This window comes from Paenibacillus sp. OK060 (assembly GCF_900101205.1).
GTDB classification, from domain to species: Bacteria; Bacillota; Bacilli; order Paenibacillales; family Paenibacillaceae; genus Paenibacillus; species Paenibacillus marchantiae.
Map to the genome: position 1 here is coordinate 119,875 of NZ_FNFR01000006.1, position 25,299 is coordinate 145,173.

Annotated in this window: 27 protein-coding genes and 1 riboswitch; of the genes, 6 read left to right on the forward strand and 21 right to left on the reverse strand. The window is 47.3% G+C overall.

Features of this window, described 5'->3' with window-relative positions:
* Positions 1–45: 45 nt before the first annotated feature.
* Positions 46–1,371 carry a 6-phospho-beta-glucosidase gene (locus tag BLS14_RS22075; protein ID WP_090953967.1) on the forward strand — a complete coding sequence of 442 codons (1,326 nt, stop codon included), beginning with the start codon at positions 46–48 and terminating at the stop codon, positions 1,369–1,371.
* Between the two features lie 254 nt (positions 1,372–1,625).
* On the opposite strand, the gene BLS14_RS22080 is transcribed toward BLS14_RS22075, so the two are convergent.
* The 7 genes from BLS14_RS22080 to BLS14_RS22110 all read right to left on the reverse strand — a co-directional run bounded on the left by BLS14_RS22080 (position 1,626) and on the right by BLS14_RS22110 (position 9,032).
* Entirely contained in the window at positions 1,626–2,855 is a 1,230-nt protein-coding gene (locus tag BLS14_RS22080) for a family 8 glycosyl hydrolase (RefSeq protein ID WP_090953969.1), read from the reverse strand.
* Positions 2,856–3,300: 445 nt separating this feature from the next.
* Complete coding sequence (locus tag BLS14_RS22085) at positions 3,301–4,524, reverse strand: TraB/GumN family protein (protein ID WP_090953971.1); 1,224 nt, start codon at positions 4,522–4,524, stop codon at positions 3,301–3,303.
* 189 nt (positions 4,525–4,713) lie between these two features.
* The gene (locus BLS14_RS22090) at positions 4,714–6,009 is read right to left on the reverse strand and encodes an ABC transporter permease (protein WP_090953973.1); all 1,296 of its coding nucleotides are present in this window, start codon (positions 6,007–6,009) and stop codon (positions 4,714–4,716) included.
* Positions 6,002–6,904, reverse strand: a complete 903-nt coding sequence (locus tag BLS14_RS22095; protein WP_064642929.1) for an ABC transporter ATP-binding protein — start codon at positions 6,902–6,904, stop codon at positions 6,002–6,004. The genes BLS14_RS22090 and BLS14_RS22095 overlap by 8 nt, the downstream gene beginning before the upstream one ends.
* Positions 6,905–6,924: 20 nt before the next feature.
* Positions 6,925–7,821: an ATP-binding cassette domain-containing protein gene (locus tag BLS14_RS22100; RefSeq protein WP_063567903.1), complete on the reverse strand. Its 897-nt coding sequence runs from the start codon at positions 7,819–7,821 to the stop codon at positions 6,925–6,927.
* Between the two features lie 15 nt (positions 7,822–7,836).
* Positions 7,837–8,226: a GntR family transcriptional regulator gene (locus tag BLS14_RS22105; protein WP_063567922.1), complete on the reverse strand. Its 390-nt coding sequence runs from the start codon at positions 8,224–8,226 to the stop codon at positions 7,837–7,839.
* A gap of 92 nt (positions 8,227–8,318) precedes the next feature.
* Positions 8,319–9,032 carry a hypothetical protein gene (locus tag BLS14_RS22110; RefSeq protein ID WP_143021575.1) on the reverse strand — a complete coding sequence of 238 codons (714 nt, stop codon included), beginning with the start codon at positions 9,030–9,032 and terminating at the stop codon, positions 8,319–8,321.
* Between the two features lie 239 nt (positions 9,033–9,271).
* On the opposite strand from BLS14_RS22110, the gene BLS14_RS22115 reads away from it, so the two are divergent.
* Positions 9,272–9,607 (forward strand): hypothetical protein, encoded by a 336-nt coding sequence (locus BLS14_RS22115; protein ID WP_090953977.1) that lies wholly within the window; start codon positions 9,272–9,274, stop codon positions 9,605–9,607.
* Between the two features lie 107 nt (positions 9,608–9,714).
* Here BLS14_RS22115 and BLS14_RS22120 read toward each other — a convergent pair whose 3' ends face one another.
* The 9 genes from BLS14_RS22120 to BLS14_RS22160 all read right to left on the reverse strand — a co-directional run bounded on the left by BLS14_RS22120 (position 9,715) and on the right by BLS14_RS22160 (position 17,414).
* The gene (locus BLS14_RS22120) at positions 9,715–10,086 is read right to left on the reverse strand and encodes a hypothetical protein (protein ID WP_063567901.1); all 372 of its coding nucleotides are present in this window, start codon (positions 10,084–10,086) and stop codon (positions 9,715–9,717) included.
* Between the two features lie 111 nt (positions 10,087–10,197).
* Complete coding sequence (locus BLS14_RS22125; RefSeq protein WP_024632131.1) at positions 10,198–10,662, reverse strand: DUF420 domain-containing protein; 465 nt, start codon at positions 10,660–10,662, stop codon at positions 10,198–10,200.
* Between the two features lie 36 nt (positions 10,663–10,698).
* Positions 10,699–11,622 (reverse strand): cytochrome c oxidase assembly factor CtaG, encoded by a 924-nt coding sequence (gene ctaG, locus BLS14_RS22130; protein WP_090953979.1) that lies wholly within the window; start codon positions 11,620–11,622, stop codon positions 10,699–10,701.
* Between the two features lie 106 nt (positions 11,623–11,728).
* Positions 11,729–12,049: a cytochrome C oxidase subunit IV family protein gene (locus BLS14_RS22135; protein WP_063567899.1), complete on the reverse strand. Its 321-nt coding sequence runs from the start codon at positions 12,047–12,049 to the stop codon at positions 11,729–11,731.
* A 3-nt stretch (positions 12,050–12,052) separates the two neighbouring features.
* Entirely contained in the window at positions 12,053–12,679 is a 627-nt protein-coding gene (locus BLS14_RS22140; protein WP_063567898.1) for a cytochrome (ubi)quinol oxidase subunit III, read from the reverse strand.
* The gene (gene ctaD / locus BLS14_RS22145; RefSeq protein ID WP_371121660.1) at positions 12,676–14,526 is read right to left on the reverse strand and encodes a cytochrome c oxidase subunit I; all 1,851 of its coding nucleotides are present in this window, start codon (positions 14,524–14,526) and stop codon (positions 12,676–12,678) included. Before ctaD ends, BLS14_RS22140 begins: the two co-directional genes overlap by 4 nt.
* 71 nt (positions 14,527–14,597) lie before the next feature.
* Entirely contained in the window at positions 14,598–15,650 is a 1,053-nt protein-coding gene (gene coxB / locus BLS14_RS22150) for a cytochrome c oxidase subunit II (RefSeq protein WP_063567896.1), read from the reverse strand.
* Positions 15,651–16,231: 581 nt separating this feature from the next.
* Positions 16,232–16,993 carry a type I methionyl aminopeptidase gene (gene map, locus BLS14_RS22155; RefSeq protein WP_090953980.1) on the reverse strand — a complete coding sequence of 254 codons (762 nt, stop codon included), beginning with the start codon at positions 16,991–16,993 and terminating at the stop codon, positions 16,232–16,234.
* A gap of 232 nt (positions 16,994–17,225) precedes the next feature.
* Positions 17,226–17,414 (reverse strand): hypothetical protein, encoded by a 189-nt coding sequence (locus BLS14_RS22160; protein WP_017690840.1) that lies wholly within the window; start codon positions 17,412–17,414, stop codon positions 17,226–17,228.
* Positions 17,415–17,811: 397 nt separating this feature from the next.
* Here BLS14_RS22160 and BLS14_RS22165 point away from each other — a divergent pair, with 397 nt between their 5' ends.
* Together BLS14_RS22165 and BLS14_RS22170 are read left to right on the forward strand one after the other, a co-directional pair.
* Positions 17,812–18,093, forward strand: a complete 282-nt coding sequence (locus tag BLS14_RS22165; protein WP_064642492.1) for a hypothetical protein — start codon at positions 17,812–17,814, stop codon at positions 18,091–18,093.
* 153 nt (positions 18,094–18,246) lie between these two features.
* Positions 18,247–18,585: a DUF4870 domain-containing protein gene (locus tag BLS14_RS22170; protein WP_063567894.1), complete on the forward strand. Its 339-nt coding sequence runs from the start codon at positions 18,247–18,249 to the stop codon at positions 18,583–18,585.
* 315 nt (positions 18,586–18,900) lie between these two features.
* Here BLS14_RS22170 and BLS14_RS22175 read toward each other — a convergent pair whose 3' ends face one another.
* Both BLS14_RS22175 and BLS14_RS22180 read right to left on the reverse strand, forming a co-directional pair.
* Complete coding sequence (locus BLS14_RS22175) at positions 18,901–20,262, reverse strand: nucleobase:cation symporter-2 family protein (RefSeq protein ID WP_063567893.1); 1,362 nt, start codon at positions 20,260–20,262, stop codon at positions 18,901–18,903.
* Position 20,263: 1 nt separating this feature from the next.
* Complete coding sequence (locus BLS14_RS22180) at positions 20,264–20,851, reverse strand: xanthine phosphoribosyltransferase (RefSeq protein WP_024632141.1); 588 nt, start codon at positions 20,849–20,851, stop codon at positions 20,264–20,266.
* Between the two features lie 299 nt (positions 20,852–21,150).
* Positions 21,151–21,250, reverse strand: a riboswitch (purine riboswitch).
* Between the two features lie 270 nt (positions 21,251–21,520).
* On the opposite strand from BLS14_RS22180, the gene mscL reads away from it, so the two are divergent.
* Positions 21,521–22,015: a large conductance mechanosensitive channel protein MscL gene (mscL, locus tag BLS14_RS22185; RefSeq protein WP_063567891.1), complete on the forward strand. Its 495-nt coding sequence runs from the start codon at positions 21,521–21,523 to the stop codon at positions 22,013–22,015.
* 285 nt (positions 22,016–22,300) lie between these two features.
* Here the strand turns inward: mscL and BLS14_RS22190 are convergent, their stop codons facing one another.
* A complete protein-coding gene (locus BLS14_RS22190; RefSeq protein ID WP_063567890.1) occupies positions 22,301–22,603 on the reverse strand; it encodes a hypothetical protein in 303 nt (100 codons plus the stop codon).
* Positions 22,604–22,682: 79 nt separating this feature from the next.
* On the opposite strand from BLS14_RS22190, the gene BLS14_RS22195 reads away from it, so the two are divergent.
* Positions 22,683–23,366: an NUDIX hydrolase gene (locus BLS14_RS22195; protein ID WP_090953981.1), complete on the forward strand. Its 684-nt coding sequence runs from the start codon at positions 22,683–22,685 to the stop codon at positions 23,364–23,366.
* A 188-nt stretch (positions 23,367–23,554) separates the two neighbouring features.
* Here the strand turns inward: BLS14_RS22195 and BLS14_RS22200 are convergent, their stop codons facing one another.
* Together BLS14_RS22200 and BLS14_RS22205 are read right to left on the reverse strand one after the other, a co-directional pair.
* Positions 23,555–24,352, reverse strand: coding sequence for a TrmB family transcriptional regulator (locus BLS14_RS22200; RefSeq protein ID WP_079695773.1), 798 nt, complete (start codon positions 24,350–24,352; stop codon positions 23,555–23,557).
* 68 nt (positions 24,353–24,420) lie between these two features.
* Positions 24,421–25,212 carry a zinc ribbon domain-containing protein gene (locus BLS14_RS22205; RefSeq protein WP_064642520.1) on the reverse strand — a complete coding sequence of 264 codons (792 nt, stop codon included), beginning with the start codon at positions 25,210–25,212 and terminating at the stop codon, positions 24,421–24,423.
* Positions 25,213–25,299: the final 87 nt, after the last annotated feature.

Genomic DNA, 25,299 nt, shown 5'->3' on the forward strand with positions numbered 1-25,299 from the left:
AACACTGTCATCATAAAAAATTCTTAAAAGACTGGAGTGTGCAAAATGGCATATGAACAAGGGCTAAAAATAGCGGTAATCGGCGGTGGATCTTCCTATACTCCGGAGCTCGTTGAGGGGTTCATCCTCCATCATGCCGAGCTTCCTGTACGAGAGCTGTGGCTAGTAGATATTGAGCCGGGACAGCGCAAACTGAATATTGTCGGCAACTTGGCCAAACGCATGGTGGAGAAATCGGGTCTGCCGATTGAAGTACATTTGACGTTCGACCGCCGCGAAGCCATCAAGGGTGCGGACTTCGTCAGCACTCAAATGCGTGTCGGTATGCTTGACGCCCGTGGCCGCGATGAATCCATTCCCCTGAAATACGGCGTGATCGGTCAGGAAACCACTGGTCCCGGAGGCATGATGAAGGCGCTGCGGACGATTCCGGTCCTGCTTGATATCTGCCGTGATATTGAAGAACTCGCTCCTAATGCCTGGCTGCTGAACTTTACGAATCCGGCGGGTATGGTCACGGAAGCCATTCTGAAGTATTCCAACGTTAAAAGCATTGGTCTCTGTAATGCACCAATCGGCCTAATCAAGCAAACCTCAGCCAAATACGGCGTAGAAGCGGACCGCGTCTATGCCGAGTTTGTTGGCCTGAACCATCTCCACTGGATTACGCGTATTGATGTGAATGGAGAAGACAAACTGGATGACATGCTGTCCGATACGGCCGGTTACAGCGCGAAGAACGTGCCTGCACGGGAGTGGAATCCGGAATTCCTGCAATCCCTGCATGCCCTGCCTTCTTACTATTTGAAATATTTCTATATGACCGACGCCATGCTCGAAGAGCAGCTGGAATCCTTACAAAAAGGCGGCAACCGTGCGGAAGTGGTTAAACGCGTTGAAGAAGAACTTTTCGAGCTTTACAATGACCCGGACCTGAAAGATAAACCGAAACAGCTGGAACAGCGGGGCGGCGCCTTCTATTCCGAAGCTGCCGTGAACCTGATGCGCTCACTCTACAACGGAACGAATGACATTCAGACGTTGAACGTAGCCAATCAAGGTATCATTGATTTCCTGCCAGACGATGCCAGCATTGAAGTCAACTGCGTGGTCACCAAAACCGGTCCACTGCCCCTGCCGTTGACCAAGGTTCCTCCAATGGCAGTTGGACTGATCCATGCGGTTAAAACCTATGAGCGCCTCGCCATCGATGCTGCCGTGACCGGCGATCGTGGATTGGCCATACAGGCATTGGCCCATCATCCTTTGGTCCCTTCGGTCGAAGTGGCGATTCAGATGCTGGATGAAATGCTCGAAGCCAACAAGGAATATTTGCCGCAGTTCTTTACTGAATCTGCAGCTAAAGCATAATTCGGCTATCATCCATTCGTCCTGATACCATAAGAAAAACGTCTATCGACGTACTTTCACATTAAGAGAAACCGCCATATCCCAGAATTTCCTGAGATATGGCGGTTTGTTGTTTCTAGGCATTTGCTATCTATAAGGCTTTCTTAAATCAATCATTAAATACATTCTCCTAGCTCTCTATCCATAAAAAGAGCAGGCCCGGAGCTAATCTCGCGGCCTGCTTGCATATGAGCAATCATCGGATTATAAGTTACTTAGTATGTCCACCAGTTGCCGGACATCACGATCATGGAGAACAGCTTGATGCTATCTTCATAGTAGCCTTCATTGGAGCTGCCGGCCGTTTTGGTCCAGACGGAATTTAGCCAGTTTTGGTTCACGGACGAGGTCATAGCGCTGACACCAAACGGTGCATAGAACGCGCCGCTGCCGCCGGAACCTGTAACCGTGCCGTTGAGTTTATAACCATCCTTTACGTTGCTAGGATTACCGCTTACTTTGGTTGAGATCCAGCTATTCATTTGATTGAGCTGACTGAGTGCCCGGCTGTCACCAGTCATCAGGTAATCCGTTGCGATCCGCCAAGGCGTACGACACGAATTGTAATCGTAGCTGCCGTCGTTCGCCCCTTCCAGAAAATCGGCTGAAGCTGGCTTGTACGTCGAGCCCGACAGAACGACGAAGTCTGGAAGCAATCCGGTTGATGAGCTGTACCCGTTGTATAAGGAGTTGACAATGGTATAGGTTTTGTCGATCACGTTCGCCCATTTGGCATCACCCGTTGCTGCCTGGAACGCCTTCAAGTGATTCAGCATAAAGTCCGATGGACGGGTAGCATTTTTGAACGTATTATCCGTTGCCCAGTCGCCAAGACGCAGCGTCCATTGGGACTGATTCACGTCACTTTGCATGATGGCATTGATGATGTCCTTGCCGGCCTGAAGGTAGTTGATACTGCCGCTGCTACCCCACTGCTTGTCCGCAAGCAGGAGCGAATAAGCAATGTCCATGTCTCCATCCGTGGCCGAGTCGGCGCCTTCAATGTTCTGGAAGCTGCTGTTTTGTTTCCATGCCATCAATTTCGAATTGTTGGCGCTCGGATGCGCTTTATAATATTGATAAAGTCCGTCGAAATAGGTCTGCGCATTGCCGTCATAACCGGCCATTATAACCGTTGCCAGCATTCCGTACCCGTGTGCCTCAGATACGGTATCCCCGTTGGACTGATACTTCACATAATACTTGCCTGTGCCCGCCGTTTTCAGATAAGCCGATTTCCAGCTGTCCCATTTCGCTTTCACGGAGCTATCCATCGCACTTTGCGTAACATGGTTAGGCTTGATCGAGCCGCTGGTATATGTCGTGTGCTGCGGAAACGGCTTGTTTGGAGCGGCGAAAGCAAAGCTCGCCGGAATCAGAAGAAAAGCGAGACAACACATCATAACAGCCTTGCTGCTAACCGAAAATCCCCTATTTTTTCTCATAAATTTACGCTCCTTTTAGGTCCAAATGGGTTTTGATCCATGACATAACCTTTAAGCCTAAAATTCAATGCAGCATCTTGATGGAGAAACCATGATTCGATACTCGCGAGACACAATCACCTCCACCTAAAAGTTAAAGCGCTTTAACTTTTAAAACGCTTACATTTATTTTAAATGATTTTCTAATATTTGTAAATAGACCTTTCTGAGATTGAATCTAAAGTCCTGATTCGACATTTTGGTAGAGATCACCCCTCTCTACCCTAATTAATTCAATATCAAGCCTTCATTCACTCACGTATAGACGACTACTTGCTTCTTCGCAGGCATACAAAATCCCCTCAAGCTTCCAGTGCTTGAGAGGGATTTTATACGATCTCTTTTTTCACTATTGTCTATCATGTGGAGAGAATACCAAACTCCCATATAAGGAGCTATAATTCTATTATTTTCGTACCACTGTATATCCTTTATCTTTCAGCAACTTCACAATCCCATGATCACCCAAGTAGTGCGCCGCACCAACAACGATGAAATACTCTTCACCTTTGCCGTTTTTCAGGTAACCATCGATCTTATCAGCCATTCCAACATTACGGTCGATCAGCATTGCTTTGTTGTATTCTTCATCATCAGAGAAGCTGTTCGTCAGCTCCAACAGTTGTTCGTCATTCCCTGTCTTCCACATTTCGGCCATTTGATTCACGCTGTCATCCAACACATCGAAATTGTCCAAAGTCGCTTTCAATGTTTTCTCTTGCAGCTCCTTAGAGAAGTCATTGAACATTCCCAATTGAGATTGATAGGATTCCAATTCGATCACCGGAAGTTTGCGCTCGATTGCCTTCTGTATGAAGTATAGGTCAACCCCCGAAGAAGCTTCATAGCCCGCTTTCATGGATTTCAGGCTGGCCAGTGTGCTCTCCACTACCCAAGGCTTAAAGGTATCCAGTGCATTCGCTTCCAATCCATTCTTCTTCAAAATGTCTCCCACCTGAGCATACGTCTCGCTGGAGATGTGATCTTTCAGTGTTGTGCCATCCTGATACGAGCCCAGATCCAGAACAATCTTCTGCTGCGCTTCGTCAGCCGCTTTGCTGATATCAATCTCTACGCCTAAGTAATCCGCCTCGGTAAAGGCTTCTTCAAACTCTTCGCGCAATGGATAAAAGCTTTCATCCGCAATATGCATTGAGCCTACCAGATATACTGTGTTGCCATTGCTTTCGACTTCCCACATGAAGCCACGTCCACCGGTTTGAACAGTCTCTGTTTCGCCACCCTTAGAAACCAGCAGCACTGTGCGTGTAGCAGCATCCCAACAGACCTCATAACCAGTTGCATCCCCGACAATACGAATCGGCGCGTACGTTACGCCATTAATGCGTGTAAGCTTGCTCTTCAAAGTAATCGTCTTGCCGTTAACGACGGCTGTGATCGTATCATCTGTTGCTGTCGTCAGCTTCACATCCATTGCGTCCAACGTGGAGCGCAGCGGCACAAGTGTTGTTCCTTTATCGTTGATCGGTGCACCCGCCGTGTATTCAACCGTTTCGTCATTCACCTTTACCGATGTCTCTTGCGGAGAGGCCATAGCCGTTGGCACTGCGGATGCGAGCAAACCTACCGAGATTGTCAGGGACAAGAGCATGCGTTTCCAGTTTTTCATATTATGTATTCTCCTTTAAGCAATATAGTAATTTGAATAAAGATATTTGGATTATTATGAATTAAGCAGAGAAGATGCTCCTCTCTATTGCATAGCACCTTCTCTGCTTTAATTACTCAAGCCATTTCCGTTCTGGATCATGAAGTTTTATTGAACCACTAATAACGTCGTGTTGTTCGTAAACTTGGATTAGATCTTATAAGCCTTCATCGCTTTGAACAATTCCTTGAACGTTGGGCGTTTACCATACATCAGCACACCTGTACGATAGATTTTCGCTGCGAGCCAGCCGAAGATCATAATCGATACCACGAGAATGGCCAGGGACGTCCAGATCTGCCAGGTTGGCGCAACGCCTGCCCCAATCCGTACCAGAATTGCCGTTGGCGATGTGAACGGAATGAAGCTTGCTACTTTCAACAACAGGATGTTCGGTGTAGCAATACTGAAAATTGCAATATAGAAGGAAACCAGGGACAACATCGTAATCGGCAGCACGGCCTGACCCAGTTCCTCTGTCCGACTCACCATGGAACCAATGGCCGCGAACATCACCGCATACAGGAAGTAACCCAGAATGTAGAAGATGAGTCCATATACAATGACTGCGACGTTCACATCACCCAAGTTCATGTTGAAATCACTCAATACATCGCGGTTATGCGGTAACAGCATATTACCAGCAACTACTGCACCGAAGATACCGATTTGCAGCAAACCTACCATGAAAATACCGATGATTTTACCAAACATCTGACTGAGCGGAGATACACTCGTAATCAAAATCTCCATAATACGCGAGCTCTTCTCGGCTGTAATCTCGGAAGCAATCATATTACCTGTCATCATCGTTGATGTGAACAACAGGATAATCAGCAGATATACCACAATGTAGTTGATGCCACTCATGGTACCTTCCGACTCCGCTGCAGCTCCACTTTGGCTAGAATCAAGACTTTGCTCTGTCAGTTTTACCGGGGTACTGATGAGCTGTTTTTGTTCCGCCGTGAGTGTATCTTTCACCACGACATCCAGCTTCACAATTTGCAGCGCAGCTTCAATGGGTGCTATAACCTGCGGGGAGATATCTTCACTTGAGTACAAAACAGGTTGTGGGAAGTCTTGCCCTGCAACAGGTTCAAACTTCAGGTACCCATCCAAAAGCTCCGACTCCACATCGGCTTTGAGTGCCGCTTCATCTTTACTCGCGTCGTTAACAAAACGATACGTCTGGTTGCCTTGTGCGGAGGAGTATGTCTCCAGCTTCTCGGCTACCTCCGTTTGTCCTTTACTCAGCAGACCGATATTTACCGGATTTGTGCTCGAGCCTCCACCGATGGGACCGCCATTAAATAAAGTAATGAAATATGGAATATTGAGTCCAATCGTAATTAAAAGTGCAAGTACAATAGTCGTCACCATGAAAGACTTCGTTTTTACTTTGTTTTTGAACGTAAATCCGATAATTGTCCCCATTTTATTCATTCGACTCACCTACCTCACGAATAAAGATTTGGTTAAGCGTTGGTTCCTTGATTTCAAAATGTTCAACGGTCGTCTGAGCCATGGCTGCTCTCAGAATTTCCTGAGCTGCTTCCATCTGACCAATATGGATCAGGTATCCACGCTCATTTTGCTCTACCTTTTTCACACCCGGCAGCTGTTCCAGACCGCCCACATTACCTGTGGTGCTCAGGAATACATGCTCACGTGGATAACGGCTCTTGATCTCTTTAATCTCTCCTTGCACAACGGTATTGGAGCGATGCAGAATTGTTATCTGACGACATAATTCTTCAACGTGCTCCATACGGTGTGTCGAGAACAGAATGGCCGTGCCTTCGTCACGTAACTCCTTCACCGTGGATTTCAGCAATTCCACGTTCACCGGATCGAGTCCGCTGAAGGCTTCATCCAGAATGAGAATTTGCGGTCTGTGAACCACTGCGGCAATAAAGCCCATCTTTTGCTGATTCCCTTTGGATAGTTCCTCAATCTTCTTGTCGTAATACTCCGGCACTTCGAATCGGTCCAACCAATACTTCAGGCTCTGATCCGCATCCTTTCCATTCATGCCGCGCAGACGGGCCAGATAGTTGATCTGTTCACTGACCTTTACCTTCGGGTACAAACCGCGCTCTTCCGGAAGATATCCCATAATCTGCTGCAATTCTTTGCTATAGGGTTTGCCGTTGTACTGGATACTTCCCCCGTCCGGGTGGATTAGCCCAAGCACCATACGCATCGTTGTTGTTTTACCAGCGCCGTTGGCTCCGAGCAGACCGTAAATCTCCCCTTCTTGTACATTAAGCGTCACACCATTAACTGCCGTTTTGTCTGCATATTGCTTGACTACCTGCTTCAATTCCAATCGGTTCATCATTTATCGTCTCCCTTCGGTTATTTCCACTGTACGGGTGCATACCCGGCAATCCAGAATGCCAAGACTTCATCCAATTCCAAGTTACGGATCTTCAATACCCGGTTATTTGCCAGCTCCAGCCTTTCCTGCGCTTCGCTAACCCGGGTAGTAATGACGCGAACCAGTCCTCTCTCTTCAGAAGAAGATTCCACAACCCCAGGGATACTCTCTGGTCGTAAATCTCCTTCGTACCAGACTTCTTTCCACTGATCGAGCACCATATCTTTCTCGGCCATCCCCAGGGACTGACCACGGTGCATCAATACGATGTAATCGGCGAGCCTTTTGACTTCATCCGCAATATGTGTGGCAATCAGAATCGTAGTGTCTCCCTCAGCCATGAAGGTACGGAACTGCTCGACCATCACTTTCCAGGCAAAGGGGTCCAGTCCTGATGAAGGCTCATCCAAAAGCAATAGTCTTGGGCGAGCTGCGATTGCAGCAGCGATCTCAAATTTCCGTCGCTCTCCCTTCGACATCTTGTTCAGCTTCACATCAACAGGTACTTCCATATCGTGAATCAGTTGGTTGAACAACTTCATATCCCAACGCGGGTACCAGTAGGCTCGAAAATCAGCTGCTTCCTGTGCAGTAATCCGGTTCTCTTCGAGCCCAGCGTTGTCAGCCACAAAACCGATCTGTTGTCTCAGTTCAATGGGAAGAGGCCCCTCATGTTCCTTCCCAAACCATATAATCTGCCCGGCATCTGGCAGTACCACTTGTTGTAGCATGTTAAGAAGTGTGCTTTTACCTGAACCGTTATGACCGAGAATAGCAACTACATACCCTTCCGGGATGGTCAGATCGATTGGGCCAATAACTCTGCGTTTTCGCATTTTGGATACGCCGTTCAACTGAACTGCTATGGGCTCCATGTATGAATCACTCCCTCACTTCGAGTAAACTGCCTTGAGGACTTCCCGGAACAGACTCTCCAGTTCTTCTTCCGTACATCCCACCGATTTTCCGGACTGCACCGCTGCCTGCATCGCTTCCTGTGCGGCCTTCAATCTATAATGTTCTCTGTCGCCGGCTTCTACCTGGGCCACAAATGTACCCGTCCCCTGCTTCGTACGAAGCAGCCCTTCATTCTCCAGATCCTGATAGACCCGTCTAACCGTTATAACACTGCAATTCAGTGATCCGGCGAATTCGCGAATGGACGGCAAATGTGTTCCCTCCCCCAACTGACCCGTAACAATTAACGATCTTAACTGATTTTCAATTTGGTGGTATAAAGGTTCAGCGCTATTTTCATTAATTTGAATGGGTATTTTCACATCTTGCACCTCGCCCTCCGGTACACTCCAGTCTGTTACCTGTCCGTGCCGGTTTCATCCTGTATTCATTTTTGCGTTCATCCCTCATACCGTTAACTCAAATCCCGATTGGAAAGTTTCTTCAGCGTCAACCGACTGAAAAGCCATAATCCCGCTATGCCAGCCACCAAAGCAACCCACATAATCGGGGAAAGCAGCCCCCATGATTTACTCATATCAATTACAATCGAAAATCCGTAACTGCCCGACGTTCGGATCAGCAAGGATAGGATGATCGTAAGCGGCAAAAACAGTGAACTGAGAAGCAAATATTTTTTTCCACTGTGCAGAAACTCTCCGTAAATATATAAGCCTGTCATGAGAAGTCCGTAACCTGTACAAGTTATACCAAAGGCCAAGTACTGATCCCACCGGAACCCTTCCTCGTGCAACCCAACCACATACAGTGATCCATAGAAAAAGATACCATTATACGTAAACGCCATCAGAGCCTGCTGAAGTCTCGACCACATCACTGTCTCGTGTGGAATGGGAAGTCTGCGATAGTAGGCCAACATCTGTGTATAGGAATCCTCCTGTATGTAACGGAAGGAACGCCTGCTGAACACGAACCCCTGAAATGGCACCATGATCAAAAAGAAAGTATCAACAACAGGATTAATGAAATCTGTCTTCTGTTGTCCTAATAACATCACACCGCTCATGCTGCCCGTATATATCATAAAAATTGCGGTCCACAGCCATTGGAGCTTATCCTTGTTCATCTCGCTGCGGGTCAGCCACCAGGCCTGCTTCCATTCGTTCATATCATTGCCTGCCTTTCCATCTCGACTGTGCTCACTGTATATATCATTATACACAGTATACAGACTACTCCCTATTCCCGTCAACTCCTTATTTTCCTGAATCAGGAAGAAAGGATGGGATTCACGTCAGAGTTACGATAAAATAAAACTTGATTCTAAATGTACAATGATTCATTGTAATTTTATTCATTCAACTTATAGAGATACTATAGAGATACATAGAAAGGATTGATTCACCTATGGATTGGCTGGTTGAGATCGGCTTTGTGCTCCTCTTCCTTATCGTGGTCATCTGGCTCATTTTGCGGGATGAACCCAAGCGTCATGCTGCCAAAAAAGGCAGACATCGAGTTCGCCGTAACAACGGCTACACCGACTCTTCTCCGGCATACCCGGTCATTACCACCAATGATGGCTCCTACACTCATCATTCCAAACATTCACACGATCACAAGCATCATGACAGTGATTCTTTTTCGGGATCTAATTACCATCACAGTAGCGATAGCGGAACCAGCAACGACAGTGGTGGAGATAGTGGCGGTGGGGACAGTGGCGGCGGTGGTGGAGATTAGGATAACTCCTCAAACCAAAAAAAGAGCTGTATCCTATATTGTGCGAACACAATTCGGAACAGCTCTTTCCTTTTTTTCGGCACCTGAATACTGAAGAGGTTTAATCCTTAAACGAGGTTGTAGCCACTTGGCAGGCTGCGATTACTGCGAATCGCACGAATTTCGTCCAAAGTAAGCCGTTGATTGGTGGAAATCAAAGATTCCACATCATTGCCACGAATCAGATCATCCAAATCTCTCAAGTTGGTGTTCCCACGAAAGACGCGGAATCCGCCTTGAAAGTTAGGTCTCGTAAACACAACCAACGTTGCATTCGAACTTGTCGAGAAGAAACGCAGGCTTTCTACCCCACCCAGGATGTTGTCCAGATTACGGAGACCCGTGTTACCACGGTATACCCTGCTTCTTCCACGATAATCCTCTTCTGAATACACCGTGAGACGTGGATACGTTTGACTTACATGGACTGTTTTTTTCATTTGTTTTCCCCCTCTCGAACTCATTCTATGAATGAATGCGAGAGGAAGCTTGGACCAATCCACGGGTGGATACATCCATTTTCATATTTTCAAAGAATTCAATTCATTGCATTAAACACCCAAAATGACTTCCCATACCGGACGAGTGTGTCCACCAGGATACAGCAGGTACAACAAAACGTATACAATAACGCCTGTGATAGCACTGCTAAACCAGATCATGGATGTAAATCTCCCCCAACGGCGATGTGTCTTGAATTTCTTTTTGAACCCAAGCACCAAAGTGGAAATCCCGAAGACCGCTGCCACCGTGGCAAGGATAATATGAAAGATCAGAAATATTCGATAGAAGATCTCCATTTCCGGGTCCCCACCCCAAGCCGTATTCCCGACAAAGATGGTACGAGACATATAAATGACAAAGAACAGAAGGGCAGCAATGGCCCCTGCAATCATCGCGGTTTGGTGCGCCTCCCGTTTGCCACGGATAATTAGCACCCAGCCAATTCCAACCAGCACTGCGCTAATCACAATGAAAGAAGTACTGATCGTGGGTAGCAGAAAATACATATCCATCGTGTGTTTCCCCCTCTTGTCCAAACAAAACTTGTGTTATTTCGCTGCAGGATTGAGCGGTCCTCCCGTATTCTCTATAGGGTACGGATCATCATCATCTTCCCGTTTTTCCTTGCGGTACCATTGGAAAAAGACATACGCCAGCATGGAGACGAAGATGCCTTCCTGTATGAATTTCATCAAAATACCGCCCACCTGCTGATCCTCCTTGGCAGAGGACAGAAAGTTGAAGAACGCCGGTCCACCGAACGATCGCAGCAATGCTGTGGAATCCCCGGAGACACAATACCGCATCGCCTCAGCCCATACGGCAGGATTGCTGTAGGTCGCATACAAGGGTTCGGAGGCAAAAATAATTAGTCCACAAGCTGGTGTCAGAAGCACCATGTTCAGAAAAATAAAACCAATTTTAGACAGCCCCGACGCTTGTCTCCCTTCCGGCAACGGATTGAGCAGCGTCCACCACATCAGCATGGAAGTAATGAAAAGTACAATGTAATACAAACGGTGAACCGTAAAATTTAACATCACGTAATCATGTACCACGGGTAGATGATATAACGAGAACAACCCGTTAAACAGCACAGCCGCCACGATCGGATGAGCCAAAAAAGATAACTGCCGTGTCGGCAGCCACCGGATGATTCCGCGCCATACCCAGAGGGGTAATCCCTTCATCAATAGCGGTGGCGCTACCAGATAGGACAGAGCCATACTCACCATATGGAAGCTGAACATCACATGACCCAGCAGATTGAATGGCCCCGCTTGTGCAAGATACAACACGGTAAGCCCAGTAATAAACATCATTTTCTGTGCGACCGTAGCCTGATCTGCCCCCTTGATCCGCTCACTGAACGGACCAACGAGCACTAGATAAGCTGCAGCAATGAGCAGAAACAATGCCATAATAAGTGGACTCCATAAATCGTTGAAACTAAAATATTGCAACCCGAGCATACGGGAAACCTCCCCGTGACCTGATTTGGTTGTTGCCTGAATCCATTGAGTGATTGATCCGCCTAAAAGGGGAAAAGACGGCGACACTGCGCCGCCGCCATCTCTTTTACCACCAAACCCAATAGAGTGCCATAATGATGCACGTAAAAGCTACGAAAAATCCGAAGCTCATGAACAGGATCGGCATTAAATGCCCTTTATCCTTCAAGTGCATCCAGTAACCGAGCTGTACAAACACCTGAAGGATCGCCATAACCACCAATATAATAATGGTAAAGGTCGTATTGACTCCTCCCGCGGCAGCAGCCGCGAACGCAATTAGCGTCAGGACAATTGAGAAAATAAAAACAACGACGTGTTTCTGTGGCCCTTCCGCCCGGTGACGATGCTTCACAGGCTGCTGATCACTCTTATCCTGTACCGACATGTGTTACCCCACCTTTCCGAGCAGGTACACGACCGTAAAGATAAACACCCAGACCACGTCAATAAAGTGCCAGTACATTGCGGAGACGTATACTTTAGGTGCAGTTACGACCGTTAATCCTTTTCTGAACAGTTGCCCGATAATGAGCCCAATCCACATAATACCGAATGCAACGTGAGCTCCGTGGAACCCAACCAGCGTGTAGAACGCTGAACTGAATGCACTTGTAGTCATGCCGAACTCTTTATGTTTCACATATTCATAGAACTCGTAGATTTCCAGACCGAGGAATCCAAGACCCAGTACAACGGTAATGCCAAGCCAGAGAGCAAGAGCATTGCGCTTCCCCTTATGCATAGCCTGGATGGCAAATACACTTGTCAAACTGCTGACTAAGAGAATAAAGGTTGCTGCAGCCACGAGTGGCAGATGAAACAATTCATTCGCCGTCGGTCCGTCATTCGTTTGGCCACGGAGGGCCAAAAAGGTTGCGAAGAGGGTTCCGAACAATACGGTCTCGCCGCCAAGGAACAACCAGAAGCCGACAAGCTTGTTGCGTCCTTCCAGCGTTGCTTTCTCCGGCTCATGCGGCAATTTGCCGTTTACCGGTTCGGCATGTGGAGTTGTCATGTTCTAACCCCCTTCTCATCCTGATCCTCCGGTTCAATATGCCAGCCATGATCATCATAGAGTGACCGCAGCGCCATCGCACCAAATGTAATCAGAAGGCCAATAATGACTACAATGTAATTGTTAAACAATCCGTTCATAAACGCATTGCCAAAATCATCTTTGCTGAACATGAGACCAAGTCCGGCAATGAATATACCGACAGACATAACAAACGGCAGTGGAGTCGCTGATGGCATATGAATCGAACCAACAGGTTCGGCCGGTGTCATCTCCGTATGTCCAGCCATCTTTTCCTTCCAATACGCATCGATTCCACGTACCAGAGGAGTCTGCTTAAAGTTGTATTCCGGTGGCGGAGATGGGATTGACCATTCCAACGTACGACCATCTTCCCACGGATCATTCGGCGCATCAACTGGTTTTCTCGTTGTAATTACGATGTTCACGAGGAACATGATAACCCCAACACCCATTAGGAATGCACCAACGGAACTGACCAGGTTAAGCAGGTCAAAATCCTGATTCGGCAAGTATGTAACGATCCGGCGCTGCATCCCCATTAAACCAAGGAAATGCTGTACGAAGAACGTTAATTGGAAACCGATCATGAATGTCCAGAAGGTCCACTTTCCGAGCGTTTCGCTCAGGACGCGACCGAACATCTTCGGCCACCAGTAATGTAATCCAGAGAACAAACCTAGCACCAATCCACCAACGATAACGTAATGGAAGTGAGCCACAACAAAGTACGTATCATGGAACTGGAAATCCGCAGGCGCTGAGGCCAGCATGACACCAGTAACCCCGCCCATAACGAAGGTTGGAACGAATCCAACAGCAAACAGGTTTGCTGCCGTAAAACGAATCTGTCCGCCCCACATCGTAAAGAGCCAGTTAAATATTTTAATCCCTGTTGGTACAGCAATCAACATGGTTGAGATCGAGAACAATGCATTGGCGACTGTTCCCAGACCTGTCGTAAACATGTGATGCGCCCAGACCATGAATCCTAAGAAGGCGATCAGGATGGTTGCAAACACCATGGAGCTGTAACCGAATAATCTTTTACGTGCAAAGGTTGGAATAACCTCCGAGATAATACCAAAAGCCGGCAAGATGAGAATGTATACTTCCGGGTGCCCGAAGATCCAGAAGATATGCTGCCAGAGTACCGGGTTACCGCCACCTGCAACATCGAAGAAATTCGCCCCAAGTATACGGTCAAACGTTAACAGTACAAGTCCTACCGTAATGGCAGGGAATGCAAAAAGAATGATGGCTGATGTAATAAATGTGGTCCAGGTAAACATCGGCATCCGCATATAGGACATTCCCGGCGCACGCATCGTAATGATGGTCGCGAGAAAGTTAATGCCCCCGATGAGTGTCCCTAGACCGGCGATCTGGAGACCTATCGTGTAGAAATCCACACCGTGCGTCCCACTGTACTCGCTGCCAGAGAGTGGCGTGTACGAAGTCCAGCCGGCATCCGGTGCCCCTCCCATCAACCAGCTCAGGTTCAAGAGCAGTCCGCCAAACAGGAACGTCCAGAAACCAAGCGCGTTAACAAAAGGGAAAGCAACGTCCCGTGCCCCAATTTGCAAAGGTACAACAGCATTCATAAGTGCAAAGATAATAGGCATAACACCAAGGAAAATCATCGTTGTTCCGTGCATCGTAATCAATTCGTTGAAGACCTGTGCCGACACAAAATCATTCATCGGTTTCATTAACTGAATCCGAATCAAAATGGCTTCAATGCCGCCGATTCCGAAGAAAAATCCACCCGCAATCAAATAGAGAACGGCGATTTTTTTGTGATCGACGGTGGTGATCCAATCCATCAAGCCCCTATACCGCTTGACGCTATGCGCATGAGCCAAGGTTGTGTACCCCCTTCTTCGTCCTTGCTGTTCTATTCATAGTCCAATTTGTAGTTGGCCAGATATTCGGCAATTCCGTCGATTTCTTCATCTGTGAGTCCAAGGTCTTTCGGATTAGGCATTGTATTGCCCGGCTTCACGGATTGTGGATCATGGAGCCATTCTTTCATGTTGTCCAGCACCGGATTACCGTCTTCCTGGCCTTCGCCCTGATTCAGCAGAATACCTGCCACGGATTGCTTGCCGCCGATACCTGTAAGGTTAGGCGCAACGGGCCCGCCCTGATCCCCAACTGCATGGCAAGAAAGGCAGTTCGTTTTGAACTTCTCAGCCAATTGGGTATCTTCCGGAAGTACCGCCGGGGCTTTCATTTCGTTAACCCATTTGTCAAAGGATTCCTGACTGACCGCTTTTACCTTAAATTCCATGAAGGCATGCGACCTGCCACATAATTCAGCACATTTGCCTCGGTAAACGCCTTCATTTGGCGCCGAGAAGCTGAACTTGTTAAGCGTTCCATCCGGGTTTGTGTCCATTTTACCCGCAAGTGACGGCACCCAGAAGGAGTGAAGCACGTCAGCGGTTTTCAATTCGAATGCGATTTTCTTTCCGGTCGGGATGATGAGATCTTGAGCGGTGGTTACGTCATATTGAGGATAAGTGAATTCCCACCAGTACTGATGCGAGGTGACTTTGACCTGAATTGCATTTTTGTCGTTGGACAGATCTTCGCCTTGGGCAAAAATCGTTTTTACCGTCGGTACTGCCAGAACAATTACGAGCAGCAACGGAATGGCTGTCCATATTACTTCCAGCTTGAAATTACCTTCAACCTGTTCGGGCATTTCATTCTGCCCGGCTCGTCTGCGAAACCGGATCAACACATACGCAGCAATAGCAAATACAATGATGAGCACCACGATCATAATCGCAATGGACAGCTTCATCAGATCATATTGGCCTTGCGCCACAGGACCCTGAGGTTTCATTACCGACAAGTCTTCCCGCCCGCATGCGGATAGCAGCAAAGAGAACACCGCCAGCAAGGGGAGAATTCGCTTTGCAACCTGCCACTGTTTCATCATTGATCTACCCCACTTTTTTAACATTTTCGTAGATTGCCGTTGTCGCCCAAAATAAACTTAATTCAGTTCATTTCAGCACGATACACGTAATCCTGTCCGACATACAGAACGCTTACAAAAATAACGCTTCCACTACACCCGTCATTTCCTGCTAAGGGCATGTCTGCGCATTCTTCCAATTCATTCTATATGGTTCAATCACTTATTAAATATAAGTTGAGGGTATGATTTTGTCAATCTTTGGACACATGTTCACAAATTGTTCACTATATGTAAAAAAACCGCACCACAACTTGATTTGTAACCGATTTCAGTTAAAAATATTACTCTCTACTTTTGAAAATTTTTGCCAAATTTCGGTGATGAAATTGATTTTTTTGCCGATTTTTCTCACATTGAAAACATGCAGTATTATGCAAAACAGAAAAGCCTGCATCAGCTTGTTTCTCTTACAACTACTGGAAGCCGCAGTAAAGCTCCATACCGCTCCCTTTTAGAACCAAACGGCATGGAGCCTGAACCTATTGTATATCTCTTACACCGTATGCGGCACCCTTACCAGCTTGCCATAGATACAGCGTCTAAGTCCCGTCAGTTAGTATAAGAGGACCCTCACTTGTTATGGCTACCGTATGCTCATACTGGACGCCCCAGCTTCCATCCACTGTTCTCACCGTCCAGCCATCCTCATCCCATACAACTGCTCCAGAGCTACCTTTCGTAAATATAGGCTCAATCGTAATGACCATGCCCTCTGTCAGCATCATGCCCGTCCTGCGTTTTCCGTAAGGGAGGACATTCGGAGGTTCATGGATGTACTGACCGATCCCATGACCAATAAGAGGCTTCACAATCCCGTAACGATACAGCCTCGCTGTCCGTTCAATCGCGTTACCGATATCCCCCAGTGTATTTCCTGGAACTGCCTGTGCTATCGCCTTATGAAGCGCCCTTTCCGTTCGATTCATTAGTTTGCGTATGGACCTGCGTTGTTCACCGATCCCATACGTCCATGCAGAATCGGCAAGCCAGCCGTCTTTGTTCACCACCATATCAATGGTCACCACATCGCCTTCAGCCAGTTTCCGGTCATTAGGGAAGCCATGGCAAACCACTTCATTAACTGAAGCGCATGTAGCGTAAGGATAGCCTTTGTACCCCTTTTGCTCAGGTGTAGCTCCTCTTTCAGCCAAAAAAGCCTCCACCCGTTCGTCAATATCTCCTGTCGTTACACCGGGGGCCAGCCACTTTTCAATATGCTCGTGACAGCTTCGCAGGATCCGTCCTGCTTCCCGCATGTAGCCAATCTCTTCTTTCGTTTTCAAAATAGGGTCCACATGCATTCATCCTTCCTGCCATATGTGTACTTCCATGTATATGCAGCAGGAACGGAACAAAGCCCCCAAAAGTGGAGCGAAGCTCTACAGCTAATTCTGTTTTCTTTTAGATGAAAGGTTTACACGTTGGAAATATGTACATATCATTTTTCAATCAAAAAAAACCGTCTGCCGGAGCTTAACGCCCGGGAGACGGTTCTATTCATATCGGAACAGTATAATCAGAGTTGTGTGTGTTTCAGGACACGGAAGAATCCATCTTGACAAGCTCATGCTCAACCACAGAAGTCAATTCTTCCTCGTATCCACCCGTAATCCGGTATTTTCTCACGTACTCCTTCACGAATTTTTTTGGATCTTTAGGACGGAAAATCCGAGTCATTTCCCTCAAACTTTCTTTGACCTCATTGTGACCTTTCGTTGCCATTGTAATTCCCTCCCAAAACGTTGAAAGTGAATGCTCCGTTTAGAGAATGCCGAATAAGTCTTAAATGCCATCCATGAAGTTGTGTGCGCGGCTCAAAGCAAGCTTTAGGTCGGGAACCCTTGCTTAAGCAAGTACCTGACACTATAAATACCCGATATGATTCGGTGTGAATCATAATCTTATTGTAGCATATTCGGAAGTATCTGACGACTTGACGATTTTACCTAATATTTATAACGGTTTTTATGCCCAAAAAGTTTAATTCCGAATCATATGTTATAAATACGATACTTCTATACGGAATTAATATATCCAGCATAACACTGAACTATTCGGGGGATATTATCACGGACAACCCATACAGTTAAAATACTGGGATCTAAGGAGGCGTTGTTTTATGGATCAGAAAGATAAAGAAATGCTGCCCCTTTCGCATGAAAAGGTGGAAGTGGACGGAATATATACCAACGAAGCCGGACAAGAAGAACATCTGCATCGCGGACAACAATTCCCGGCCGATCCCGTTCTCGGCAAGACGGAATGGGAACTGACGGAATTCACTTTTGACAACCATCACGAAGGTCGTACCGACGAGCGTTTGGTTCCTAAAGAGAATGATACCGATAAGATTGGCAAGACCACACATCCACGCAGACATTTCCAGCGGGGTGACCGTTAAGTTATATAATGAGGCAAGGAAAGGGGCATGTTCCAGGGCAGTATTAGGAACATGTCCCTTTTAAGCTAGCAAAGATACATTTCGTCCCATCCGGTTCAGTTCTGTCCACCTCCTTCATAACATAGTTAAAAAGGACAAAGGAGGCTGGACCGAATGTCCCCCATGAAATCATCAAGCGGTCTGGATGAAAATATTGCCGGCATGCTCTGTTATCTGTTCACTTTTGTAGGTGGAATCGTCTTTCTGGCTGTAGAAAAACGAAGCCGATTCGTTCTGTTTCATGCACTTCAATCCGTTACGGTATTTGGCCTCATTATGGTCGGTCATGTGTTGTGTGCATTCCTCCCACTGTTTGGGCCACTGCTGGCTTCGCTGTTATCCCTGCTTGGTGTGGTGGTCTGGCTTCTCATGGTAGTCACCAGTCTGCAAGGCAAATGGCTTAAGCTGCCGTGGGTCGGAGACTTTGCAGAGAAACAGATGCGGCATCTGTAAGATGTAACATTTCTATCGGCTTCATCTCAAAGTAATTCATCATGTGAGTCTACATAATAATCCATCTTGTTTTGGGCAAAAAAAAGAAAAAACACCGGATCTCCTGCTCTCTAACGAGCAAGGTCTCCGGTGTTCCGTTTATTATGCCTTCAATAACGATTAACAGGATAGATGATTCATCCCCTGAATAGTTCAGGCCGTTTAACTTTTTTATTCACAACATTTATTATTCAATCCATGAGGAATTTAAAGTTAACATAATATACATGTTGAAGGCATCGGGTAATAACAACGATGATTTCAGTTCTTTACTTTTTACGCCGACTTGCCGTTATCTCCAAGAATCACATCCGCTTGACGTTCAGCCATTTTGGCAGCCCTTGCTTGAGTACCCAGACCATTAAAGAGCAAATTCATGAAAATGGCCGTAAAGCTACCTGCAATAATTCCGTTACCGAGCATAATCTGTGCCCAGTCCGGCGCACCTGCGAACAATTGAGGCACAACCGTTACACCCAGACCCATGCCTACAGAGCAGGCGATGATGAACAGGTTCTCATGACGGTTCAAATCAACCTGGCTGCCCAGAATACGAATACCTGACGATACCACCATACCGAACAATGCAACCATGGCCCCGCCAAGAACAGAACCTGGAACAAGCTGCGCCAATGCAGCAATCTTCGGTACAAAGCCGATAACCACAAGCAGTCCACCCGCTACAACGATAACATCACGCGTTTTGACACGAGTCATCTGTACAAGCCCTACGTTTTGTGAATAGGTCGTGTAAGGGAATGAGTTGAAGATACCACCCAGCACAATCGCCAAACCTTCTGCACGGTAGCCACGAGCCAGATCTTTGGAGGACAGGTCTTTATCCAAAATTTTGCCAAGAGCCATGAATACACCAGTAGATTCAGCTACGCTGACAATCGCCACTAGAATCATGGTCAGAATCGGTACAATCTCAAATGTCGGCGTACCAAAGTAGAACGGCTGCACGACATGGAACCAGCTTGCTTCACGAATTGGCGCAAAGTTCACTTCACCCATAAGCCCTGCTGCCACTGTGCCCACGAGAAGGCCGATCAGCACCGAGATGGAACGAACGAATCCTGTCGTGAACCGTGTCATCAGAATGATGAACACCAATACGCCGAATCCGAGCAGAAGATGAACCCCACTGCCAAAGTCCTCTGCACCCTGACCGCCGCCGAGATCGTTGAACGCAACCGGAATCAGGGTCAGACCAATAATGGTTACTACTGATCCAGTGACGACTGGCGGGAAGAGCCGAATCAATTTGCCAAAAATGCCCGAGAACAATACAACGAATATCCCTGAAGCAATGATCGCACCATAAATGGCAGACACACCGCTCTTCATCCCAATTAAAATCATCGGTGATACAGCCTGGAATGCACAACCAAGCATGACGGGCAGCCCCACTCCGAAGAAACGATTGCCCCATACCTGAAGCAGTGTTGCCACACCACAGGCGAGCAGGTCAATCGCAATCAGATAGGTCAACTGCTCCGTAGTAAAACCAAGGGCCTTGCTGACAATAATCGGTACAACGACAGCTCCTGCATACATCGCAAGAACGTGCTGGAGACCCAGAGAAAAGGTTTTGATCGGGTGACGATGCCGCTGAAAAATACGTTCGCGTGCCATATTAGATCGTGACCTCCTCGTCCGCAAACGTAACTTGTCCGTCTGATAACGCCCCGATGCGAACCAGCGATTCCACACGGTATCCTGCCTCTTTCAGCAAGCGGCCTCCTGGTTGGAACGCCTTTTCAATCACGATGCCAATACCAACCACTTCAGCACCTACTTGCTCCACAATGCGGGCCAGACCAAATGCTGCCTCGCCATTGGCCAGAAAGTCATCGATGATCAGTACACGGTCACCAGGCTGCATGAACTTCTTCGCAACTGTAATTTCATTGGTCTCCTGCTTCGTAAAGGAGTACACTTTCTCAACCAGAATGTCTTCCGTGAGTGTAAGTGACTTCTGCTTCCGTGCAAAAATAAGCGGCACGTTGAGTTCCAGCGCAGTCATGATGCCTGGTGCGATCCCTGAGGATTCAATCGTCAGTACACGTGTAATGTTCTCCCCTTCAAAACGACGGATGAACTCCTTACCGACTTCCTTCATCAAAACCGGGTCCATCTGGTGGTTCAGGAATGAATCCACTTTGAGTACCTGCTCGGACAGGACAATGCCTTCCTGTATTACCTTGTCTTTTAACAATTGCATCGTAATTCTTCCCCCTGTGCGCCCTCCCGTACAGAAGCCTGCATGACCTCGATCCCCTCTGTAAAAAAACAAAAAGCCCGCCTTTTTACACGCTGCGGAAAAACCGGAGACGGGAAAAGACGGACTTGTACATATGTGGACAAGCCGCATGGATACTGCAAGTGTAGTGTAATGGAAGAGCATGATAACAGGATAACTCAGAGCAAACCTCACTCCCTATTCAAGAAGGGATATGAAGCTACTTGAACATCCTTTTTCAGACACACTGCCCGATAATCATCTCTCTCCATACCTTAACAACGTTGCAGGATCTTTCCCGTAGTCCGATCATTCCGGTGATCGGGTAGAAACATGCAGGCCTATTCCTGCACATATACGAGTCGGCATATTAAATTTTTAGAGCTCCATGATTCGTTACAATGTATGATCGCGAACCTGAATGTAAAAGTATGACCGGAACTGATAATGTTAGAAGTATACCGAATCGGCGCCGTGAAATAAAGAAGTATTTTCATGGAAGTTGCGGAAACTTGTCTTAATTTGCATTAAAGGGATGATTGCTGCGGTTTTTTTATGTACAATATGAGAACGGAAGCGCGTGTCCGAACGGAGAATCGATGGAAACGCCGCCTGTATTATGAATATATTTGGTAAAGGAGATTTGCAGACATGAAAGGCGTACTAAAGGAATTTAAAGAATTTGCTGTACGTGGCAACGTCATCGATTTGGCAGTCGGTGTCATTATCGGGGCTGCTTTTGGTAAAATTGTCACGTCCCTCGTGAATGACATTATCATGCCACCGGTAGGTAAACTGCTTGGAGGCATTGATTTCAGTCAGAAAATCATTAATCTGGATCGGGATATGAAAACAGCCAGTGGACAGGAGATCACAACACTCGCTCAAGCCAATGAGGCTGGCGCTACGGTGATTGCATATGGGCAGTTCATCAACGTGATGATTGATTTTCTCATCGTCGCTTTCTGTATTTTCATGCTCGTGAAGGGTATCAATTACATCAAAAGCAAAGAACACAAAAAGCCCGAGCCGCAAAAAACGACCAAGGCTTGCAAATATTGTCTGTCCGAAATTCCGGCTGCGGCTACTCGCTGTTCGCACTGTACTTCAGAGCTGGAAGCTGAAGGTAACGGCGCAACGGCTTAATCGTTTCCATGCTTGAAGTGCATCAGAATTTACAGTGTACCCAAACTCTCTATAGAGAACAGTAGTGGATAATTGTTAATATATAAAGGCTTATGTAAAAAAACTCCTGCTTGATCTGTCCGTCATGCTTCTTCATCCGTGTTGTTGCAATCCCGCACGGAGCGGGTGGAATCAAATCGGCAACCACATGAAAGGTCTCACCGTAAAGGTGGGGCCTTTCTTTATCTCACAAGCAGGTATGTTGCTCTAATGTCATTATTATCTTACGCTCACCATGCTTACAAACTAGAATCGACGCGGCAACAAGTGCTCCAAAATCGACTTCAAATCCCGATCTTCCTTATAAACCTCTTCCCCGGTATCGAGCTCTGTTACCCGGATATAATCAAAATTCATCGACGCATCCACAGGTTTAAACAACAATTGGCTCTCGTCTTCCAGACGTACGTTGAATCCCATATCCTTAAACATCGTTGTTAGCTGGCTATTCGCCGGTTCCTGACCTTGCCCTACCATAATCAATCCTCTAAGACTTTTACGTTCCTGAGGTTGCGGATAAATGACCTGAAAGTGTACAATGCATTCCATAAGATGGTTCCCCTTTCGTTTAAAACATACTTTGTGAAATTTTGAACTTTAAAACTTGCTATATAAGGAGATACGTATCATGACCCCAGAACGTTTCGATATTTACGACGATCAGCAAAATTGGATAGGTACAGAGCTGCGCAGCGTGGTTCATGCCAAGGGATTCTGGCACCGTTCATTCCACTGCTGGATCGTGCGGGACGAAGGCTCACAGCGGTTGGTTCTATTTCAGCGAAGACGGGATATCAAGGATACCTTCCCCGGATGTTACGACATTACCGCAGCAGGGCATCTCACAGCCGGCGAACAGCTGCATGAAGCCAGTCGTGAGCTGGAGGAAGAACTGGGCGTGCAAGCACCTTTTGAAACGCTGACCTACCTGTTGACGGCAAGACAGCAACTTGAAGGGCAGGTTCGCGGTGTACCTTTTATCGATCGGGAATTCAGCTCCGTCTTTGGACTGTGCTTGAACCAGCCTCTAGAAGCCTATACCTTGCAGGTAAGCGAAGTCGACAGCTTATACGAAGTGCCTTTGGATGACTTGATTGCCTTGTTCCGTGGCGAAACTCATGTGATTCAAGCCGCAGGAGTGCAAGCCGTGCAGTCAGCTTCCGACCAGGCGGATCAGGCAAATAGTAACTCTGTTCCTCTTCACGTTCAAACACGTCACATGCGCGAGATTAGAGCAGCCGAGTTCGTGCCACACGGTACGGAATATTATATCGATGTACTTGAAGCGTTAGTTCACGTGCCCAAAAACTAACCAATTTTGCCTATGATAAAGTTACGTTCATAGCTTCATTTTCTCAAAAATAGCATGAATTCATACCCTATTACATTAGCTCAACAGGGAACATTTGCTGTGATGAACATCACTGCTTCTGTTAACTAGCAAGAAGAGGCGTCTGCCTCATGGCAACGCCTGCTTCCTTTAAGCATGTATTTTGGAGTTCATAGGATATCTGAAGGTACTGACCAATAACGTGCTGACAGGTTTTGGTATCGAGGCCCGTATCGAGACTCCAGTTCCTCCCCCATGTCCTGCTCCAGTTCATACAACACCAATTCCTGAGCAAAATGATTCAACAGCAGTCCGGTCATGACCGGATGTTCTGTCACCATCGCCTGAGTGGCGCAAGATTCTCCGCGCATCCCTAACATGCACCAACGACGATCTACCACTAAAGAGAACTTCCGGCCATTCCCTGCTCCGTATGAAGGCAAACCAGGCCAAGGAGCGGGCTGATCCATAATACCCTCTCCACCATCACATGACCATAACAGGCGCACACCTCGGTCTTCAGCACGTTGCAAGTCTGCACGTAACAACTCTGCTTCCTCACGCCATACGTCCACCACAATCTCATGTTTGGCCTCAGCCAGTTCACGGCTTAGATTCTCAAATACATTTTTGTCGCCTTCAATATTGTAAAAGACCGGCTTCTCCGGCTCATGCTGCGGCATACTGCTCTGCACATATTCAAGGGATGCACGCATCTGACCGGAGATCATACTTGTCATCTCCTCAGGCTTCAATACACTGTATTTCGCAGGCTCGCCTGCGCTGCAACGCAGGAATCCCCGCTGTTCCAGCCGTTGCAGGGTGGCATATACATTGGAACGGGACACTCCCAGCCTTTTCGCAACCTCATATCCCGAGGCTGAGCCTTGGCGAGCGAGTTCCACCATAATTTTAGATTCCATCTCGGTAAACCCCAGATGACGCAAATGATGCAGCAGTTGGTCCATATTCCCGTCCCCCCATGCTGTAAGCAACCAGCGCTGCCACACATTGATTCGGCAGCGCTTCTACTGCATCAAATCTGTTCTGCTCCGCAGCGTGGGCACCATTTCGAACCTTTGGGCAGCTCTGCTGTACAAATCTGACAATTCACCATTTCGCGTGGCACTTCCGTCTGTACGTCCACCGTGTTCACGATCGGATTATTTTCTTTCCAGTACCGAATGCGCTCATCCAGCTCCTGCTGGCGCTCGCGCTCCCGTTGCATTTCTTCATCCCGACGGCGTTCCCACTCGGCATCGAACGCTTCCTTTTCCTCTTGGGTAAATTCCGTACTGTTATATTCGGATTCGGTCTCCAGGTCCGCAATGGACGGAATTACCGTGTGATACGGCTCAGCTTCCTCCAGTTCCTCTTCAGCTGGCGCATCATAGATTGGTCCCTCCGGGCTTTGGGCCACAGCTGCTTCCTGTCTCGCAGGGTTTGTCGCCCCTACAGATGCTGCTGCGGGTTTGAATTCACCCAACTTGCGTCCGCATTTCGGACAGAAGTTGGCATCCAGTGAAGCGACGTGTCCACACTCGCATAAGCGCTCATTTTTGAGTTGTGCAATCTTGTTGCGCAGACCATCGATCTCATCCTGCAATTCATCGCACAGCCCCGATAGATCCACCATCTCTTTTTCGGCACGCGTCATGTCCTGTGCGCGATAACCTTCATAGAAGATACGACCCATATCTGTAAAATGGACTTCCTGTTCCTGCTGCAAGCCCACAATCTGATTATTTATTTTTCCGATTTCAACGGCGTGCTGGGCACGCTCTGTTGCTTTGTTTGCTCCGTTCTTAATTCGCTGAAGCAGTTTCATGACTTCTCCTCCTCTGTCCCGTCAGAGTTGAACCTTTTGATTCAACACCCATTTGTTCCAAAACTCATTTTCATTTGATTTTTTTAT

Bases quoted from the DNA above. Each gene is read 5' to 3' on its own strand.
- BLS14_RS22165 (WP_064642492.1), top strand. From the start codon at position 17,812: ATGGATCAGAAAGATAAAGAAATGCTGCCCCTTTCGCATGAAAAGGTG.
- BLS14_RS22090 (WP_090953973.1), bottom strand. From the start codon at position 6,009: ATGAATAAAATGGGGACAATTATCGGATTTACGTTCAAAAACAAAGTA.
- map (WP_090953980.1), bottom strand. From the start codon at position 16,993: ATGCATGTGGACCCTATTTTGAAAACGAAAGAAGAGATTGGCTACATG.
- BLS14_RS22115 (WP_090953977.1), top strand. From the start codon at position 9,272: ATGGATTGGCTGGTTGAGATCGGCTTTGTGCTCCTCTTCCTTATCGTG.
- ctaG (WP_090953979.1), bottom strand. From the start codon at position 11,622: ATGCTCGGGTTGCAATATTTTAGTTTCAACGATTTATGGAGTCCACTT.
- BLS14_RS22195 (WP_090953981.1), top strand. From the start codon at position 22,683: ATGACCCCAGAACGTTTCGATATTTACGACGATCAGCAAAATTGGATA.
- BLS14_RS22135 (WP_063567899.1), bottom strand. From the start codon at position 12,049: ATGTCGGTACAGGATAAGAGTGATCAGCAGCCTGTGAAGCATCGTCAC.
- BLS14_RS22175 (WP_063567893.1), bottom strand. From the start codon at position 20,262: ATGGCACGCGAACGTATTTTTCAGCGGCATCGTCACCCGATCAAAACC.
- BLS14_RS22200 (WP_079695773.1), bottom strand. From the start codon at position 24,352: ATGGACCAACTGCTGCATCATTTGCGTCATCTGGGGTTTACCGAGATG.
- BLS14_RS22180 (WP_024632141.1), bottom strand. From the start codon at position 20,851: ATGCAATTGTTAAAAGACAAGGTAATACAGGAAGGCATTGTCCTGTCC.
- mscL (WP_063567891.1), top strand. From the start codon at position 21,521: ATGAAAGGCGTACTAAAGGAATTTAAAGAATTTGCTGTACGTGGCAAC.
- BLS14_RS22110 (WP_143021575.1), bottom strand. From the start codon at position 9,032: ATGAACGAATGGAAGCAGGCCTGGTGGCTGACCCGCAGCGAGATGAAC.
- BLS14_RS22160 (WP_017690840.1), bottom strand. From the start codon at position 17,414: ATGGCAACGAAAGGTCACAATGAGGTCAAAGAAAGTTTGAGGGAAATG.
- ctaD (WP_371121660.1), bottom strand. From the start codon at position 14,526: ATGGATTGGATCACCACCGTCGATCACAAAAAAATCGCCGTTCTCTAT.
- BLS14_RS22080 (WP_090953969.1), bottom strand. From the start codon at position 2,855: ATGAGAAAAAATAGGGGATTTTCGGTTAGCAGCAAGGCTGTTATGATG.
- BLS14_RS22140 (WP_063567898.1), bottom strand. From the start codon at position 12,679: ATGACAACTCCACATGCCGAACCGGTAAACGGCAAATTGCCGCATGAG.
- coxB (WP_063567896.1), bottom strand. From the start codon at position 15,650: ATGATGAAACAGTGGCAGGTTGCAAAGCGAATTCTCCCCTTGCTGGCG.
- BLS14_RS22100 (WP_063567903.1), bottom strand. From the start codon at position 7,821: ATGGAGCCCATAGCAGTTCAGTTGAACGGCGTATCCAAAATGCGAAAA.
- BLS14_RS22170 (WP_063567894.1), top strand. From the start codon at position 18,247: ATGTCCCCCATGAAATCATCAAGCGGTCTGGATGAAAATATTGCCGGC.
- BLS14_RS22190 (WP_063567890.1), bottom strand. From the start codon at position 22,603: ATGGAATGCATTGTACACTTTCAGGTCATTTATCCGCAACCTCAGGAA.
- BLS14_RS22085 (WP_090953971.1), bottom strand. From the start codon at position 4,524: ATGAAAAACTGGAAACGCATGCTCTTGTCCCTGACAATCTCGGTAGGT.
- BLS14_RS22075 (WP_090953967.1), top strand. From the start codon at position 46: ATGGCATATGAACAAGGGCTAAAAATAGCGGTAATCGGCGGTGGATCT.
- BLS14_RS22095 (WP_064642929.1), bottom strand. From the start codon at position 6,904: ATGAACCGATTGGAATTGAAGCAGGTAGTCAAGCAATATGCAGACAAA.
- BLS14_RS22120 (WP_063567901.1), bottom strand. From the start codon at position 10,086: ATGAAAAAAACAGTCCATGTAAGTCAAACGTATCCACGTCTCACGGTG.
- BLS14_RS22125 (WP_024632131.1), bottom strand. From the start codon at position 10,662: ATGGATATGTATTTTCTGCTACCCACGATCAGTACTTCTTTCATTGTG.
- BLS14_RS22205 (WP_064642520.1), bottom strand. From the start codon at position 25,212: ATGAAACTGCTTCAGCGAATTAAGAACGGAGCAAACAAAGCAACAGAG.